Raw genomic sequence first — 14,552 nt, 5'->3', positions numbered from 1 at the left:
GGCCATGCCGCCGGCGCCGCCGGTCCGGGCGGCAGCGGCCTGCCCGGCGCGGTATTGCTGGACAAGGACGGCACGGTGCTGCAGGACGTGCCGTACAACGTCGACCCGGACAAGATGCGCCTTGCGCCCGGGGCCGCACGCGCGCTGCGGCGGCTGGGCCGGCTCGGCGTGCCGCTGGTGGTCGTGTCGAACCAGCCCGGCCTCGCGCTCGGCCGCTTCACCCCCGAGGCGCTCGGCCCGATGCGCCAGCGCCTGGGCGAGCTGTTCGCGACCCACGGCGCGAAGCTGTCGGGCTTCTTCTTCTGTCCGCATCATCCGGAAGGCGTGGTGCCGCGCTTCACGCGCACCTGCCTGTGCCGCAAGCCGCTGCCGGGCCTGCTGCGCAACGCCGCGACGCTGCTGCACTTCGATCTGCGCCGCTCCTGGATGATCGGCGACATCCTCGACGACATCGAAGCCGGCCAGCGCGCCGGCTGCCACACGATCCTGGTCGATTGCGGCAACGAGACCGAATGGGTGCGCGGGCCGTATCGCACGCCCGAGCATGTCGTCGCGGATCTGGACCAGGCCGCGCGCATCGTGGTCCGCCATCTGGGCGGCACGGTGCGGCACGCCGAACGTTGCCGCGCGGAGGCCTCATGACGGCATGGCGCGACGCCAAACGCATCCTGTGCGTGCGGCTGGACAATATGGGCGATGTGTTGATGACCACGCCCGCGATGCAGGCGCTGAAGGACAGCGACCCGTCCCGTCATCTGACCTTGCTGACCTCGAGCGGCGCCGCGGCGCTGGCCAGCCACCTGCCGATGATCGACACGGTATTGACCTTCGATGCGCCGTGGGTCAAGGGCACCGGCAAGGGTTGTGGCAACGGCGGCGGCAACCGCACCGGCAGCAGCGTGCTGCCGTGGGCCCAGCGGCTGCAGGCCGCGCGCTTCGACGCGGCGGTGATCTTCACGGTCTACAGCCAGAACCCGTTGCCGGCCGCGCTGCTTTGCACGATGGCCGGCATTCCGCTGCGGCTGGCGCATTGCCGCGAGAACCCGTACGAACTGCTCAGCGATTGGGTGCCGGAGACCGAGCCGCAAACGCAGGTCCGTCACGAGACCCAGCGCCAGCTCGATCTGGTGGCGACGGTCGGCGCGGTGCCGGCCGACACGCGGTTGCGCTTCCGCGTGCAGCCGCACGATCGGCGCGCGGTGCAGCGGCTGCTGCAGCGCTGGCAGGGGGAGGGGGAGCGAGAGAGCGCCGGGCCGGGCCGCTGCGTCGTAATGCATCCCGGCGCCACCGCCGAGTCGCGCCGCTGGCCGGCCCCGCGCTTTGCCGAGGTCGCCCGCACGCTGGCCGAGCAGGACGGTGCGCTGGTGCTGCTGACCGGCGGCGTCAGCGAGCAGCCGCTGGTCGACAGCGTATGCCGCGCCGCCGGCCATCCGCGCGTGATCGGCATCGCCGGCGAACTGACGCTTGGCCAGATGGGCGCGCTGATCGAGCATGCCGATCTGCTGGTCTCCAACAACAGCGGGCCGGTGCATCTGTCGGCCGCGCTCGGCACGCCGGTGGTCGATCTCTACGCACTGACCAATCCGCAGCACACGCCGTGGCAGGTGCCGCACCGCACGCTGTATGCCGACGTGCCGTGCCGCTATTGCTACAAGAGCGTCTGCCCGCAGCAGCACCACCGTTGCCTGAACGATGTCGGGGTCCCCGACGTTGTGGCCGCGGCGCGCGAACTGCTGGCCGGCGTGCCGGCCGCCACGGACGCGCTGCCGCCCCTGGTCGTGCCCGCCCCCGTCATGCCACCGTTGCCGCCGGTACGCGCCAGTGGCGCGATGCTGGCCACCTGAATCGGACACAAGGAATCGCGCAGAGGAGCCGCCATGTACACGCTTGGAATCAACGCTGCCTATCACGACACCTCCGCCTGCCTGGTGCGCGACGGCGAGGTCATTGCCGCGGCGGAAGACGAACGGTTCACGCACATCAAGCACGGCAAGCGGCCGGTGCCGTTCACGGCCTGGGAGCTGCCCTACCATGCGATCGACTACTGCCTGAAGGAGGCCGGCATCACGCTGGCCGATATCGACCATATCGCCTATTCCTTCGATCCGGCGATCATGCTCGGCGAGCGGCGCAACGACGAAACGGTGACGCTGCCGCTGGAGCCGTCGCGCCATGCGAAGCCCGGCGTGGCCGATTCCCCGTGGGATCCGCTGTTCCTGTCCTATGTCGTCAACGCGCCGCGGCAGCTGATATCCGGCGTGCCGCACCATCTGCAGAAGCGCTTCGCCACCGTGCGCAGCAGCGCCGAGGCGCCGTACCGCTGGCACTACGTCGAGCACCATATGGCGCACGAAGCCAGCGCCTTCCTGGCGGCACCGTTCGACCGCTGCGCGGTGCTGACGATGGATGGCCGCGGCGAGAGCGCCACCACCAGCTATGGCGTGTTCGACGGGCGCGACTACCGCCGCATCAAGCAGATCGACCTGCCCGATTCGCTCGGGCTGCTGTATGAGCGCGTGACCCGGCATCTGGGCTTCCTGCATTCGTCCGACGAGTACAAGGTGATGGCGCTGGCCTCGTATGGCGAGCCGACCCGTGCCGATGTGTTCCGCGCGATGGTCCACGGCGACCGCGAGGGCGGCTACCGCATCGACCAGGCCGATCTCGAAGCGGTACTGGGGCCGCCGCGCGTGCGCGGCAGCGAATTCACGCGCGAACACTTCAATATCGCGCGCTCGCTGCAACTGGTGCTCGAGGAGACGGTACTCGGCATGACGGCGTGGCTGGCTGCCGAGACCGGCGAACGCAAGCTGGCGATGGCGGGCGGGGTGGCGCTGAACTGCGTGATGAACGCACGGGTGCGCGACCAGGGCGCCTTCGACGAGGTGTGGGTGCAGCCGGCCGCCGGCGATGCCGGCACCGCGCTGGGCGCGGCGCTGTGGATCGACTGGCAGCAGCGCGGCAAGCCGGCGCGGCGCTGGGCGATGGAGCACGCCTATTACGGCCCGGCCTTCGACGAGCAGGAGATCGCCGCCTTCCTGGACCAGGCCAAGCTGCCGTACCGCCGGCTCGACGACGTGGCCGGCGAGACCGCCGAGCTGCTGGCGCAGAACAAGATCATCGGCTGGTTCCAGGGCCGCATGGAATTCGGCCCGCGCGCGCTGGGCGGCCGCTCGATCCTGGCCTCGCCGATCGATCCGTCGATGCAGCAGAAGCTGAACATGATCAAGGACCGCGAGGACTTCCGGCCGGTGGCCCCGGTGGTGATGGAGGAGCGCGCCGCTGAATGGTTTACCGCGGCCTGTCCCGGCAACTGGCGCGCGCCGTTCATGCTGTTCGTCTTCAACGTCAAGCCCGGCAGAGAGGACCGCATTCCGGCGGTCTGCCACGTCGATGGCACCGCCCGCGTGCAGACCGTGCGGCGCGAGCAGAATCCCGCCTACTACGACGTGCTGGCGGCATTCGAGCAGCGCACCGGCGTGCCGATCCTGGTCAATACCTCGTTCAACACGCGCGGCGAGCCGATCGTCTGCACGCCGCGCGATGCGGTCGAATGCTTCTGGACCTCGCCGCTCGATGCGCTGGTGATTGGTCCGTTCCTGCTGGAAAAGCCTGCGCGGGAGGGCACCCATGCCGCTGCATGAGCCCGCGGATCAGAGGATCGGCAACGCCGAGACGGCGGACACGGAGCCGCTGGTCTCGGTCGTGATCCCGACCTACCGCCGCCCGGACCTGCTGCACCGCTGCCTGCGCGCGATCGGCGTGCAGCAGTTCGGCGCCGGCACGTTCGAGGTGATCGTCGCCGATGACGGTTGCCAGCCCGAGGTCGAGCGTCTGGTCCAGGAACTGAACGGCGCGTGGCCGCGCTGCACGCTTCGCTATCTCGCGGTGTCCGACACGCAGGGGCCAGCCGGCGCCCGCAACGCCGGCTGGCGCATCGCGCGCGCGTCGGTGATCGCGTTCACCGACGACGACACCATCCCCGATCCGGGCTGGCTGCGCGAAGGCTGCCGGGCGTTGTCGACCTCGCCGCAATGCTGTGCGATGACGGGCAGGGTGGTGGTGCCGCTGCCGGCGCGCCCCACCGACCATCAGCGCGATACCGGCGGCCTGGCGACTGCGGAGTTCGTCACCGCCAACTGCTTCGTTCGCAAGGAGGCGCTGGTGAAGGTCGGCGGCTTCGACGAACGCTTCACGCGCGCCTGGCGCGAGGATTCCGATCTGCAATTCCGGCTGCTGCAGCAGGTCGGTCCGATCGGCACCGCGCACGGGGCGATGGTAGTGCATCCGGTGCGGCCGGCCCCGTGGGGCAGCAGCATTGCCGCGCAGTCGAAGGTGTTCTTCGACGCGCTGCTGTACAAGAAGCATCCGCGCTGGTATCGCGAGCGCATCCGGCCGATCCCGCCCTGGCACTACTACGTGTCGGTGCTGGGCTTGCTGGTGGCGTTGATCGCCGCGCTGGCGGGGCATGCTGTGGTGGCATGGATCGGCTTCGGCGTGTGGTTCGCGCTGACGGCCTGGTTCTGCTGCCGCCGTCTGCGTGGCGCCGCGCTGACCCCTTCGCATGTCGCCGAGATGATCGCGACTTCGATTCTGATTCCCCCGCTTTCCCTGTACTGGCGCCTGCGCGGCGCCCTTGCCTTCAAGGTTGGTTTCCTATGATCAGATTCGCGGACCGTCCGCGCCGGATTGCCGTATTCCGAGCGCTGCAACTGGGTGACATGCTGTGCGCGGTGCCGGCGCTGCGCGCGCTGCGCAAGGCAGAGCCCGATGCGACCATCACGCTGATCGGCTTGCCGTGGGCGGCCTCGTTCGTCGAACGCTTTTCGCATCTGGTCGACGATCTGATGGTGTTCCCGGGAGCGCCGGGGATGCCGGAGCAGCCGATCCGCGCGGAGGAAACCGAAGCCTTCTACCAGCAGGCGCGCGCCCGCCAGTTCGACCTGGCGATCCAGCTGCATGGCAGCGGGCTGGTGACCAACGCGATCGTGCGGCAACTCGGTGCCCGGCAGATGGCCGGATTTCGGCCGGTACCGGCTGCGCCCAGCGCGGGCCGCGCCGAGCGCAAATGGCAGCCCGGCGTGTTTTCGTATGGCGCGCGTCCCGTCAACGAACTGCTGATCGATTGGCCGGGCGGCAACGAGATCGAGCGGCTGCTGGCGCTGACCAGCCGGCTGGGCTATCGGCCCGATGGCACGCAGCTGGAATTTCCACTGCGGCCGGCCGACAACGCGGCGTGGCAGCGGCTGGCGCTGATGTACGACCTGATGCCCGGTAATTTCATCTGCGTGCATCCCGGCGCGCGCATGCACTCGCGGCGCTGGCCGGTCGAGCGCTTTGCCGCGGTGGCCGACGTGCTCCGCCAGCACTGGAAGGTCGTGGTGACCGGCACTCCCGACGAGGCGGAACTGGCCGGAAAGCTGTGCGACACGCTGGGCTCGCCAGTGATCAACCTGTGCGGCAAGACCGATCTGGGCGCGATGGCCGCGGTCGTGAAGAACGCGCGGCTGCTGTTGTGCAACGACACCGGTGCCTCGCATATCGCCGCGGCGATGCGCACGCCGAGCGTGGTGGTCTCCTGCGGCAGCGACAGCGCGCGCTGGGCGCCGCTGGACAGCTCGCGCCATCGCGTGCTGGCCGACTATCCGGCATGCCGCCCCTGCATGCATCAGGATTGCCCGGTCGGGCATCTGTGCGCCGAGGGGGTGGAAGTCGACGATGTGGTGGCGGCCGCGATGGCGATGATCGGACACTCGCGCGAGACGCAGGAGGTCAGCCATGCCTGAGCGGCTGCGCATCCTGACCTGGCACGTTCACGGCAACTATCTGTACTACCTGTCGCAGATTCCGCATGACCTGTATCTGGTGACGAAGCCGGGCTCGCCCCCCGGCTATGCCGGTGCCGTGGGCGCGCTGCCGTGGGGCGACAACGTGCACGAGGTCGCCTACGAGGACGTGCCGAACCGCGAGTTCGATTGCGTGCTGTACCAGCACCAGCGGCACTGGGACAGCGATCGCGAGACGCTGCTGACCGAAGTGCAGCGGCGGCTGCCGACGATCTTTCTGGAACACGATCCGCCCCAGCAGCATCCGACCGCGACCGTGCATCCGGTGCAGGATCCGAACGTGATGCTGGTCCATGTGACGCCGTTCAATGCGCTGATGTGGGACAGCGGCGTGACGCCGCACTGCGTGATCGAGCACGGCGTCCTCGTCGATCCGTCGGTGCGCTACAGCGGGGAGGCCCCGCGCGGCATCAGCGTGGTCAACAACCTGACCAAGCGTGGCCGCCGGCTGGGCGCCGACATCTTCGCGCAGGCGCGCGAACAGGTGCCGCTCGATCTGGTGGGCATGGCCGCGGAGGAGGCCGGCGGGCTGGGCGAGGTGCCCAATCCCGAGCTGGCCGCCTTTATCGCGCGCTACCGCTTCTTCTTCAATCCGATCCGCTATACGAGCCTGGGTTTGGCGGTGGTGGAGGCGATGATGATCGGCATGCCGGTGGTCGGGATGGCGACGACCGAGATGTCGACGGCGATCCGCAACGAATACAACGGCTATGTCGATACGCGGCTCGAGCGGCTGGTCGAGGTGATGCGACGACTGATCGACGATCCGGGCCTGGCCAGGGAATGGGGCGAGCAGGCGCGGGCGAGCGCACGGCAGCGCTTTGGGATCGGGCGTTTTGTCGAGGATTGGTGTGGGGTGTTGCGGCAGGTGGCGCAGTAGGGGTGAGGGCGGGCGTTGTCACGCAGTGCGCGGCCGTTGCCCTCTCCCCGGCCCTCTCCCGCAAGCGGGAGAGGGAGAACACAGTCGGTCTACGAATCTCGTGCGGGTTTGCTCCCCTCTCCCGCTTGCGGGAGAGGGGCTGGGGGAGAGGGCAAACGGCGTCCACTAAACCACCGCCGCGAACCCCGCCCCCTCACCGCATCTGCGCCGACCCCAGATAACGCCGCAACTGCTGCACCGTCGGCGGAATCACCGTGCGTTCGCGCAGCACCCAAGGCAGTCCGCGCGCGGTATCGACGCATCCCACCAGCCCGCCTTCGCGCAGCAGCGCCGGTACCATCCGCAGGCTCTCGCGCAGCGCTGCGCCGGCGGGCAAACGCAGCCACGCCGACCAGATCGCATTGCGGGCCAGCAATCTGCGCCGCACCTTGTGCGCCCGTATCGGGCAGGGCTGGTGGTAGGCGATCAGCTCCGGGCAATAAACCAGATGCCAGCCCAAGGCCGCCAGATCGAGCGCGAGCAGCGTTTCTTCGCCGCCGATGAACAGCCGCGGATGGTAGCCGCCGGCGCGGCGGTAGGCATCCGCCCGGAACACCGTGGCGCCGGCCAGCAGGCCGAGGATCGCCTTGCCGGGCAGGCCCGACGACGGCAGCGGACTGTCGGCCATGATGCGGCTGATCGGGTCGGTCTGCGGCTCGCCGTCGTCGCGCACCACCTTCAGATGCGCCGTCAGCGCGGCGACGTCATGGTGTCGGTCCAGCGTGTCGGCGGCCAGTTTCAGTGCACCGGGGTGCCACCAGGTATCGTCGTCGCAGAACGCGACATAGGGCGTGCGCGCCCAGTCGACGCCGACATTGCGTGCCGCCGCGCCGAGATTGGCGGGTAGCCGCAGCAAGGCCGCCTGCGGAAAGTCCTGGCGCACCATGTCGGCGGTGCCGTCGGTCGAGCCGTTGTCGACCACGGCGAGGGCCGGACGCTCCGGCAGCGCGCACAGGCGCGTGAGGGTAGCGCGCAGCCATTCGCGCCGGTTGTAGGTCAACACCACCACGCTGACGCGCGCTTCGGTGTTTGTCGACTCTCGCGCTGGCGCCTGCGCTTGCCGGTCTCGACCGAGCGCAGGCGCCGTCATGCCATCCGCTGCGTTCACACGCTGCCCTCGCTGGTGCAGGCGGTCTGGGCCTCGGTCGCATCGCCGCCGCTGGCCTCCCACTGCCAATAGCGCTCCGGCGCGCTCAGATCGCTGATGGTATTGGAGTCGAACATCGCCAGCTGGCTGGCGTAGGCGTTGCAGGCGCGGGCCTTGGTGGCGGTGTGTTCGCCGATGGCCAGATCCACCGGCGTGGACACCGTGCCGGCCGCGTGCCAGCGCGCCAGCAGCTTGTGCAGCATGCCCGGTTTGCGCCGGTAGATCGCCTCTTCGTAATAAAGCCAGGGCGGGCCGCCGTGATCGCGCTCGCGCCACAGCCGGGCGCACGCCTCGTGCACCAACTTGTGGTCGGAATGGTAGAGGCCGCACGGCGCCACCACCGCGCAGGCGTTATGCAGCGAGATCACCTTCGACAGCTGCGCGGCGATCTCGCCCACGGTGTGGTGCCGGTTGTACTGGCTGTCGAAGAAATCGAGCCAGACCGGTTGCGCGTCGAGGATGGCCAGCCCGGCGCGATCTTCCTCGCGCCGCGCCAACACCGCCTGCGCGGCGCTGGAAAAGCCGGCGCGCCGGTCCCAGTCCGGCGCCGGCATGTCGACCGGCGGCACGCCGGCGAAGACGGTGACGACCACGGAGCCGGGACAGGCCGCGAGCAGATTGCCGCAGCTGAATACGGCGTCGTCCAGGTGCGGCGATATGACCACCAGGGGAACGGAGACCGACAGGGACATGGTTCAATCCGGTTCGGTTTGCGGGTCCGCGATGGTGCAAGGATCGCGCCAATCGGGGGCGCGCACGGCAGTGGTGTTCCGGTGTGCAAAGCTGTCGGCGGCCCAGTAGATCTTGCACGAGGGCTGATCGCCGAACTGGCGATAGAGCCCGCTGCGCGCCGCATGCAGCGCCTCGGCGCGGCGGCGATGCCATTCCAGCCGGTAGACCAGGAAGGTGATATTGGCGCTCATCGCGTCGCTCCCCTCGGGCCCGGCGTGGCGCCGCGCCGCTGCGGGATCGCCGCCACGCCGGCGGCCGCCTGCACGGTCTGTGCCGCTGCCACCAGACCATCGGCCTGCGCTGCCCTGGTGCCGTTGACCGTGTCGCTCACCGTGTCGCTCACCGTGTCGTTCACCGCGGGCGCCGGCATGCCGGCACCGCGCGTCAGCCGCTCGGCGAAGTAAGCCACGGTGCGGCGCAGCCCCTCGTCCAGGTCGATGCGCGGGGCCCACTGCAGTTGCAGGCCGGCCTGCGTGATGTCGGGGCAGCGCTGGCGCGGATCGTCCTCGGGCAGCGGGCGCATCACGATCGGCGCCGACGAGCCGGTCGCCGCCAGCACCTTGCGGGCGATCTCGAGCATCGACAGCTCGCACGGATTGCCGAGGTTGATCGGCGTACTGTGGTCGCCGGGGGCCTCCATCAACCGGATCAGCCCATCGATCAGATCGTCGACATAGCAGAACGAGCGCGTCTGCGAGCCGTCGCCATAGACCGTCAGCGGCTGGCCAGACAGCGCCTGCGTGATGAAGTTGGAGATCACGCGGCCGTCGGCCGGATGCATGCGCGGCCCGTAGGTGTTGAAGATGCGCGCGATGCGCACGTCGACGCCGTGCTGCCGGTGGTAATCCATGAACAGCGTCTCGGCGCAGCGCTTGCCTTCGTCGTAGCAGGAGCGCGGGCCGATCGGATTGACGTGGCCCCAATACGACTCCTGCTGCGGATGGCAGGCGGGGTCGCCGTAAACCTCGCTGGTCGACGCCTGCAGGATGCGGGCCTTCACGCGCTTTGCCAGTCCCAGCATGTTGATCGCGCCGTGCACGCTGGTCTTGGTGGTCTGCACCGGATCGCTTTGGTAGTGGACCGGCGAGGCGGGGCAGGCGAGGTTGTAGATCTGGTCGACCTCGACATAGAGCGGAAAGGTCACGTCGTGACGCATCAGCTCGAAATTCGGCTCGCGCAGCAGGTGCGCGATGTTGTCCTTGCTGCCGGTATAGAAGTTGTCCACGCACAGCACATCGTGCCCGGCCTGAACCAGTCGGTCGCACAGATGCGAGCCGAGAAAGCCCGCGCCTCCGGTGACCAGCACGCGGCGTCGATTGGCTTCTTTCATGAGGGGCTCCGTTCAGGCCGCAACTTGCGGCGTTTGCGCGGTTTCGTCGACGGTGACGCCGGCAAGCCGCGCGTACACCGCTTCCATGCGTGCGGCGACACCGGCCCAGGTGAAATGCGCGTGCGCGCGGCGGCGACCCGATGCGCCCATGCGCTCGGCCAGCGTCGGGTCGCAGGCCAGACGCGCCAGCCGCGCGGCCAGCGCGGCCGGATCGTTGGGCGGCACCAGATAGCCGGTGCGGCCGTTCAGCACGGTGCTGCGGATGCCGCCGACCGCGGCGCCGATCACCGGCACGCCGCAGGCCATCGCTTCGACCGGCGTGATGCCGAACGGCTCGTACCAGGGCGTGGTGACGAACACATCGGCGGCGCTGTAGAACAGCCGCAACTGATCGCGGCCGCGGCGGCCGACGAAGGTGACCGCGTCGACCACGCCTTCCTCGGCCGCGATCTTCTGCAGCCGGCCGATTTCGGGCGTGGCGGCAGGGCTGGGTTGATCCGAGTTGCCGCCCACGACATAGAGCCGCGCACGCAGCCCGAACGCGCGTCGCAGTTCGCCCATCGCGCGCACCACATTGTCGATGCCCTTGCGCGGCACCATGCGGCCGAGCTGCAGCACCGAGAATTCGTGCGAGGGCCAGCCGAGCGCACGGCGGGCCTCCAGCCGCGGCACCGGCGAGAACTCGTCGCCATCGAATCCGCAGGGCACCGTTTCGATGGCGCCGGGGTCGGCGCCGTAAAGGCGGATCAGATCGTGCCGATCCTGCGGGCACTCGGCGATCACGCAGTCGGACTCGCGCACCAGCCGCTCCTCGATCTCGAAGCGGCAATCGGGGAAGCCATCGGCGCTGCCCTGGTGCAGGCGCCTGACTTTGCCGAGCGCATGGAAGGTCATCACCAGCGGAATATCAAGCTTTTGCTTGACGCGCAGTGCCGCCAGACCGGACATGAAGAAGTTCGCGTGCATCACCATATAGCCGACGCGATCGCGCGCCATGAATTCGGCCATATAGGTGCCGAACTCATCCATATAAGGCAACAGCTGTTCCTTGGGCACGTGGACCGCCGGGCCTGCGGGAACATGGATGACTCGCACATTGGGGGCGAATGCGACGACCTCGGGCAGCAGGCCCTTGTCGCGACGTGTGAACACGTCGACCGGATAGCCGCGCTTGCCAAGATGGCGCGCCAGCTGCGCCACGTAGATATTTTGTCCGCCGCTATCCACGCTGCCCGGTCCGGCCAGAGGGGAAGCGTGCTCGCTGATCAACGCGATCCTTTGCATGGTGGGCTCCCAGGGGAGCGAGCTGCCAGCCGTCACAGCCGCGATCCGCTCGCTTGTAAAGCCAGCGTGATTGCAGCTTGCATGCCAGCATGCGACTTCTCAGGCTGTTGATACGTTGGTGATGGCGAGAAGCGTTATAGCGCTTCTTGTTCGGTTCCCATCGCGCACAAAAAAATGTGCTCACCTCATTGCCGCGGCGCATCGGCGGGTATGACGAAATTGCAGCGTTTTGTAATACGCGCCCGCAGTGCGGGGCAGTGTCGCTCGTTCGAGCGTGGCGCCGGTGCAAGGTGCGCGAGAGTCGGCGCATACCGGGTGTCGGATCGAGCGATGCGATCGGGAACGCTACTTGCGAGAGGCCCAGAGCCGCCGGCGGGGAGGCCCGTGCCGGCAGCCACAGGCGTCGCCATCTCGACCCGATCGATTCGCGCCACGCGATGAAGAGACGAAGCGAAGCCGTTCATGGAGACGCGGGCCGCTGGAGTAGCAAGCAGATGAGAATGACGCTGAAGAAAATCGGGTCCCAGGTCATCGTGATCACCGGCGCCACCAGCGGTGTCGGCCTGCTGGCCGCCCGCAAGGCCGCCGCGCGCGGCGCAAAGCTGGTCCTGGCCGCGCGCAGCGAAGAAGCGCTGCACCAGCTTGCCGAACAGTTGCGCGAGGGTGGATCCGAAGTGATCACCGTACCCACCGATGTCGGCAATCTCGAGGCCGTCAAGGCGCTCGCGCAAGCGGCGATCGAGCGCTTCGGCGGCTTCGACACCTGGGTCAACAATGCGGGCGTGACGATCTACGGCCGCTACAACGAAGTCCCGGTCGAAGACCAGCGCAAGCTGTTCGACACCAACTACTGGGGCGTGGTCCACGGCTCGCTGGTCGCGGCGGCGCATCTGCGCGAGCGGGGCGGGGCCATCATCAATATGGGCAGCGAGGCCTCCGATGTGCCGTTGCCCCTGCAGAGCGCCTACGCGGCGTCCAAGCATGCGATCAAGGGCTTTACGGATTCGCTGCGACTCGAGCTCGAGCAGGAGCGGGCGCCGGTGTCGGTGACGCTGATCAAGCCCGCGGCGCTCGATACGCCGTTCGCCAGTCACGCCAAGAACTATCTCGACGTCGAGCCGGAGCTGGCGCCCCCGGTCTACGATCCGGAGATGGCGGCCGAGGCGATCCTGTATGCCGCCGAGCATCCGCGCCGCGACATGTTCGTTGGTGCGGCCTCCAAGGCCATGTCGTCGGCTGCGTACCATATGCCGGCGCTGTACGACCGGGTAATGCGGCGCTTCCTCGGCAGGGCGCAGTGCACGGCTCGTCCGGCCGGTCCGCGCGAGAACAATGCGCTGTTCCAGGCCACCAATGACCTGGTCGAGCGCGAGGGCCGCCGGCACGTCGTGCGCACTTGCCCCTATACCGCCAGCACGCGCCACCCGGTGATGACGGGCGCGATGGTGGTCGGCGCCTCGCTGGCGCTCGCGGCCGCCCTGGGCATGCGGCGCACGCGGGTGCGATGAGCGGGGACGATGGCCGAGGCCGCCACGCTGATCCTGATGTTTGCCCTCGTCCCGCTCTGGCTGGTGGCGGGACTGGGCGACTGGGCCTGCCATCGTCGCGAACGGATCGAGCGTAACGCCGGCACCTATGAATCGGCGCTGCATCTGCTGATGCTGGCCGAGGTCGGGGTGCCGGTGCTGCTCGCGCTGTTTTTCGAGGTCAATGCGCTGGTGCTGGCGATCATGATCGTCGCCGTGCTCGTGCATGCGGCCACCGCCTGGTGGGATGTGCACTACACGTATGGGCGACGGATCATCGGGCCGACCGAGCAGCATATGCACGGTCTGCTGGAGGTGCTGCCGTTGACCGCTCTCGCGCTGGTGGCGGTCGCGCACTGGCCGCAGGCGCTGGCGCTGTTCGGCGTGGACGATCAGGCCGCCGACTTCTCGCTGACGCCGAAGCAGCCGCCGCTGCCGGGCTGGTATCTGGCCGTGGTGCTGGTCGCGACGGCGCTATGCGGCGTGTTGCCTTTCGTGGAAGAGTTTCTCCGCTGCCGCCGCTGGCGGAGACAGCATGGCGTGGACCTCGAGCCGGACACGGCGGAACAGGAAGGCCGGTTGGGCGATCAGCCGACCCGGCGCCAACTGCGCACGACCAGATAGACCCCATAGGCCGCGGCCAGCGCGAACACGATGCCGACCACCACGGCGTTGTCGCTGCCGCCAGCGCTCGGCAGCCGCGCCAGCCAGCCTTCTCCACCCAGCCAGATCACCGCCTCGTGCACGCCGGCGATCACCAGCAGCGTCATCGCCAGCGCGTCCAGCACGCGCATCCATGCGGGCCGCGTGATGGGGGGCGTTATGGGTGGCGTTGTAGGCGGCGTGACCGGATCCGCCGATGTACGGCGCAGTTCGGCGGGGGTGGTCTGCGGGTTCTGCGGATCGGGCGAGTTCGGCGGATTCGTTTGCATCGACACGGCCTTTGCGGGCTAGCGGTGCGGCGTGGGCCGGGTGGCGACGGGCCGCGAGGGCGAACGGCGGGTGGTCGCCGGGTAATGCTCGCGCGTCAACTGCTCGAGTACGCGCAGCAGATCGGCCGCTTCGTGGTAATAGCGAATCAGCAGCGGCCGCAGCATCGGATCCTCCAGCTCGCTGCGCAGCAGCGCACCGCAGGCGGCGACCGAACGGCCCGCCCGGCGGCAGGCCAGCTGCAGCGGCGTATCGCCGGGCCGCTCGCGATGCGCGGCGCCGTCACCGTGCGGCGACGGCGCGGCCGGACTGATGGCCCGATGCGACAGATCGGCGGCCGCGCGCCGCTGCAGGTTGGCGCGGTGGATCAGCAGCGCGCGCAATTGCGGGTCGGCGGCGCCTACCGATGCGGCTTCGAGCGCCTGTCCGCAGAGCGCGGCCAGTTCGCCCAATGCCGCCAGCATGGCGGTCGGGTCGTCTGGGGACGGAATGGTCGATTTCACGGTGTGCGGGCGGTTCGGCAAACGGGCTTGGGCAAACACGGCAATCTCGGCCCGGCAATGAGGCGATGGTCGTTCGGATCAGGCGAAACCCGAGGCGCGCGACCGCATGCCGGGAATGGCTGCGTGTTGATGGCGGCGTGCTCTAGTGTTTTAGGACGTTTTTCGCGATCGGTTCAGATGTTTTCGACCGGCGGCTCACTTTCTTCGGGATTGCCGCCGGGGCGCTTGACCGAGGGGGGCTCGCCGTTTTCATCGGGGAGGTCGCGCCCGGCCGCCGGATCCGACTCGCGCGCCGGCGAACTGCCGCTGTCGCGCTGGCCGTCCCCGCCGCCCGC

15 protein-coding genes are annotated in these 14,552 nt (G+C 68.9%); 8 read left to right on the top strand and 7 right to left on the bottom strand.

What is annotated here, in order from left to right; all coding sequences use genetic code 11:
- Nucleotides 1–39 precede the first annotated feature (39 nt).
- The 6 genes from HTY53_RS02590 to HTY53_RS02565 are packed head-to-tail and all read left to right on the top strand — an operon-like array spanning nt 40 to nt 6,726.
- A complete protein-coding gene (locus HTY53_RS02590) occupies nt 40–642 on the top strand; it encodes a D-glycero-alpha-D-manno-heptose-1,7-bisphosphate 7-phosphatase (protein ID WP_174105058.1) in 603 nt (200 codons plus the stop codon).
- A complete protein-coding gene (locus tag HTY53_RS02585; RefSeq protein WP_174104848.1) occupies nt 639–1,844 on the top strand; it encodes a glycosyltransferase family 9 protein in 1,206 nt (401 codons plus the stop codon). Before HTY53_RS02590 ends, HTY53_RS02585 begins: the two co-directional genes overlap by 4 nt.
- A gap of 33 nt (nt 1,845–1,877) precedes the next feature.
- A complete protein-coding gene (locus tag HTY53_RS02580) occupies nt 1,878–3,644 on the top strand; it encodes a carbamoyltransferase family protein (RefSeq protein WP_174104846.1) in 1,767 nt (588 codons plus the stop codon).
- Complete coding sequence (locus tag HTY53_RS02575; protein ID WP_174104844.1) at nt 3,631–4,662, top strand: glycosyltransferase family 2 protein; 1,032 nt, start codon at nt 3,631–3,633, stop codon at nt 4,660–4,662. Before HTY53_RS02580 ends, HTY53_RS02575 begins: the two co-directional genes overlap by 14 nt.
- On the top strand, nt 4,659–5,786 hold the full coding sequence (locus tag HTY53_RS02570) for a glycosyltransferase family 9 protein (protein WP_174104842.1): 1,128 nt from the start codon (nt 4,659–4,661) through the stop codon (nt 5,784–5,786). Before HTY53_RS02575 ends, HTY53_RS02570 begins: the two co-directional genes overlap by 4 nt.
- Nucleotides 5,779–6,726, top strand: coding sequence for a glycosyltransferase family 4 protein (locus HTY53_RS02565; protein ID WP_174104840.1), 948 nt, complete (start codon nt 5,779–5,781; stop codon nt 6,724–6,726). The genes HTY53_RS02570 and HTY53_RS02565 overlap by 8 nt, the downstream gene beginning before the upstream one ends.
- 193 nt (nt 6,727–6,919) lie before the next feature.
- On the opposite strand, the gene HTY53_RS02560 is transcribed toward HTY53_RS02565, so the two are convergent.
- Genes HTY53_RS02560 through HTY53_RS02540 form a run of 5 tightly spaced genes read right to left on the bottom strand, consistent with a single transcriptional unit; the run spans nt 6,920 to nt 11,258 of the window.
- Nucleotides 6,920–7,855: a glycosyltransferase family 2 protein gene (locus HTY53_RS02560; RefSeq protein WP_174105057.1), complete on the bottom strand. Its 936-nt coding sequence runs from the start codon at nt 7,853–7,855 to the stop codon at nt 6,920–6,922.
- 14 nt (nt 7,856–7,869) lie between these two features.
- Nucleotides 7,870–8,604: a PIG-L deacetylase family protein gene (locus HTY53_RS02555; protein WP_174104838.1), complete on the bottom strand. Its 735-nt coding sequence runs from the start codon at nt 8,602–8,604 to the stop codon at nt 7,870–7,872.
- Between the two features lie 3 nt (nt 8,605–8,607).
- The gene (locus tag HTY53_RS02550; RefSeq protein ID WP_174104836.1) at nt 8,608–8,835 is read right to left on the bottom strand and encodes a hypothetical protein; all 228 of its coding nucleotides are present in this window, start codon (nt 8,833–8,835) and stop codon (nt 8,608–8,610) included.
- On the bottom strand, nt 8,832–9,974 hold the full coding sequence (locus HTY53_RS02545; protein WP_174104834.1) for a UDP-glucuronic acid decarboxylase family protein: 1,143 nt from the start codon (nt 9,972–9,974) through the stop codon (nt 8,832–8,834). Before HTY53_RS02545 ends, HTY53_RS02550 begins: the two co-directional genes overlap by 4 nt.
- 12 nt (nt 9,975–9,986) lie before the next feature.
- Entirely contained in the window at nt 9,987–11,258 is a 1,272-nt protein-coding gene (locus tag HTY53_RS02540) for a glycosyltransferase family 4 protein (RefSeq protein ID WP_174104833.1), read from the bottom strand.
- Nucleotides 11,259–11,752: 494 nt separating this feature from the next.
- On the opposite strand from HTY53_RS02540, the gene HTY53_RS02535 reads away from it, so the two are divergent.
- Both HTY53_RS02535 and HTY53_RS02530 read left to right on the top strand, forming a co-directional pair.
- Complete coding sequence (locus tag HTY53_RS02535) at nt 11,753–12,766, top strand: SDR family oxidoreductase (RefSeq protein WP_174104831.1); 1,014 nt, start codon at nt 11,753–11,755, stop codon at nt 12,764–12,766.
- A 9-nt stretch (nt 12,767–12,775) separates the two neighbouring features.
- Nucleotides 12,776–13,408 (top strand): diguanylate cyclase, encoded by a 633-nt coding sequence (locus tag HTY53_RS02530; RefSeq protein ID WP_254599756.1) that lies wholly within the window; start codon nt 12,776–12,778, stop codon nt 13,406–13,408.
- Here HTY53_RS02530 and HTY53_RS02525 read toward each other — a convergent pair.
- Nucleotides 13,372–13,716: a hypothetical protein gene (locus HTY53_RS02525; RefSeq protein WP_174104829.1), complete on the bottom strand. Its 345-nt coding sequence runs from the start codon at nt 13,714–13,716 to the stop codon at nt 13,372–13,374. The two genes, HTY53_RS02530 and HTY53_RS02525, sit on opposite strands and share 37 nt — an antisense overlap.
- Nucleotides 13,717–13,734: 18 nt before the next feature.
- The gene (locus HTY53_RS02520) at nt 13,735–14,256 is read right to left on the bottom strand and encodes a hypothetical protein (protein ID WP_174104828.1); all 522 of its coding nucleotides are present in this window, start codon (nt 14,254–14,256) and stop codon (nt 13,735–13,737) included.
- Nucleotides 14,257–14,552: the final 296 nt, after the last annotated feature.

It is taken from the genome of Cupriavidus gilardii (assembly GCF_013314895.1).
GTDB classification, from domain to species: Bacteria; Pseudomonadota; Gammaproteobacteria; order Burkholderiales; family Burkholderiaceae; genus Cupriavidus; species Cupriavidus gilardii_C.
This window is presented reverse-complemented; position numbering and strand designations above follow the sequence as displayed.

What these genes read in the sequence shown, in the direction of transcription:
- HTY53_RS02565 (WP_174104840.1), top strand. Translation starts at nt 5,779, where the DNA reads ATGCCTGAGCGGCTGCGCATCCTGACCTGGCACGTTCACGGCAACTAT.
- HTY53_RS02530 (WP_254599756.1), top strand. Translation starts at nt 12,776, where the DNA reads ATGGCCGAGGCCGCCACGCTGATCCTGATGTTTGCCCTCGTCCCGCTC.
- HTY53_RS02525 (WP_174104829.1), bottom strand. Translation starts at nt 13,716, where the DNA reads ATGCAAACGAATCCGCCGAACTCGCCCGATCCGCAGAACCCGCAGACC.
- HTY53_RS02550 (WP_174104836.1), bottom strand. Translation starts at nt 8,835, where the DNA reads ATGAGCGCCAATATCACCTTCCTGGTCTACCGGCTGGAATGGCATCGC.
- HTY53_RS02545 (WP_174104834.1), bottom strand. Translation starts at nt 9,974, where the DNA reads ATGAAAGAAGCCAATCGACGCCGCGTGCTGGTCACCGGAGGCGCGGGC.
- HTY53_RS02535 (WP_174104831.1), top strand. Translation starts at nt 11,753, where the DNA reads ATGAGAATGACGCTGAAGAAAATCGGGTCCCAGGTCATCGTGATCACC.
- HTY53_RS02585 (WP_174104848.1), top strand. Translation starts at nt 639, where the DNA reads ATGACGGCATGGCGCGACGCCAAACGCATCCTGTGCGTGCGGCTGGAC.
- HTY53_RS02540 (WP_174104833.1), bottom strand. Translation starts at nt 11,258, where the DNA reads ATGCAAAGGATCGCGTTGATCAGCGAGCACGCTTCCCCTCTGGCCGGA.
- HTY53_RS02580 (WP_174104846.1), top strand. Translation starts at nt 1,878, where the DNA reads ATGTACACGCTTGGAATCAACGCTGCCTATCACGACACCTCCGCCTGC.
- HTY53_RS02560 (WP_174105057.1), bottom strand. Translation starts at nt 7,855, where the DNA reads ATGACGGCGCCTGCGCTCGGTCGAGACCGGCAAGCGCAGGCGCCAGCG.
- HTY53_RS02555 (WP_174104838.1), bottom strand. Translation starts at nt 8,604, where the DNA reads ATGTCCCTGTCGGTCTCCGTTCCCCTGGTGGTCATATCGCCGCACCTG.
- HTY53_RS02570 (WP_174104842.1), top strand. Translation starts at nt 4,659, where the DNA reads ATGATCAGATTCGCGGACCGTCCGCGCCGGATTGCCGTATTCCGAGCG.
- HTY53_RS02575 (WP_174104844.1), top strand. Translation starts at nt 3,631, where the DNA reads ATGCCGCTGCATGAGCCCGCGGATCAGAGGATCGGCAACGCCGAGACG.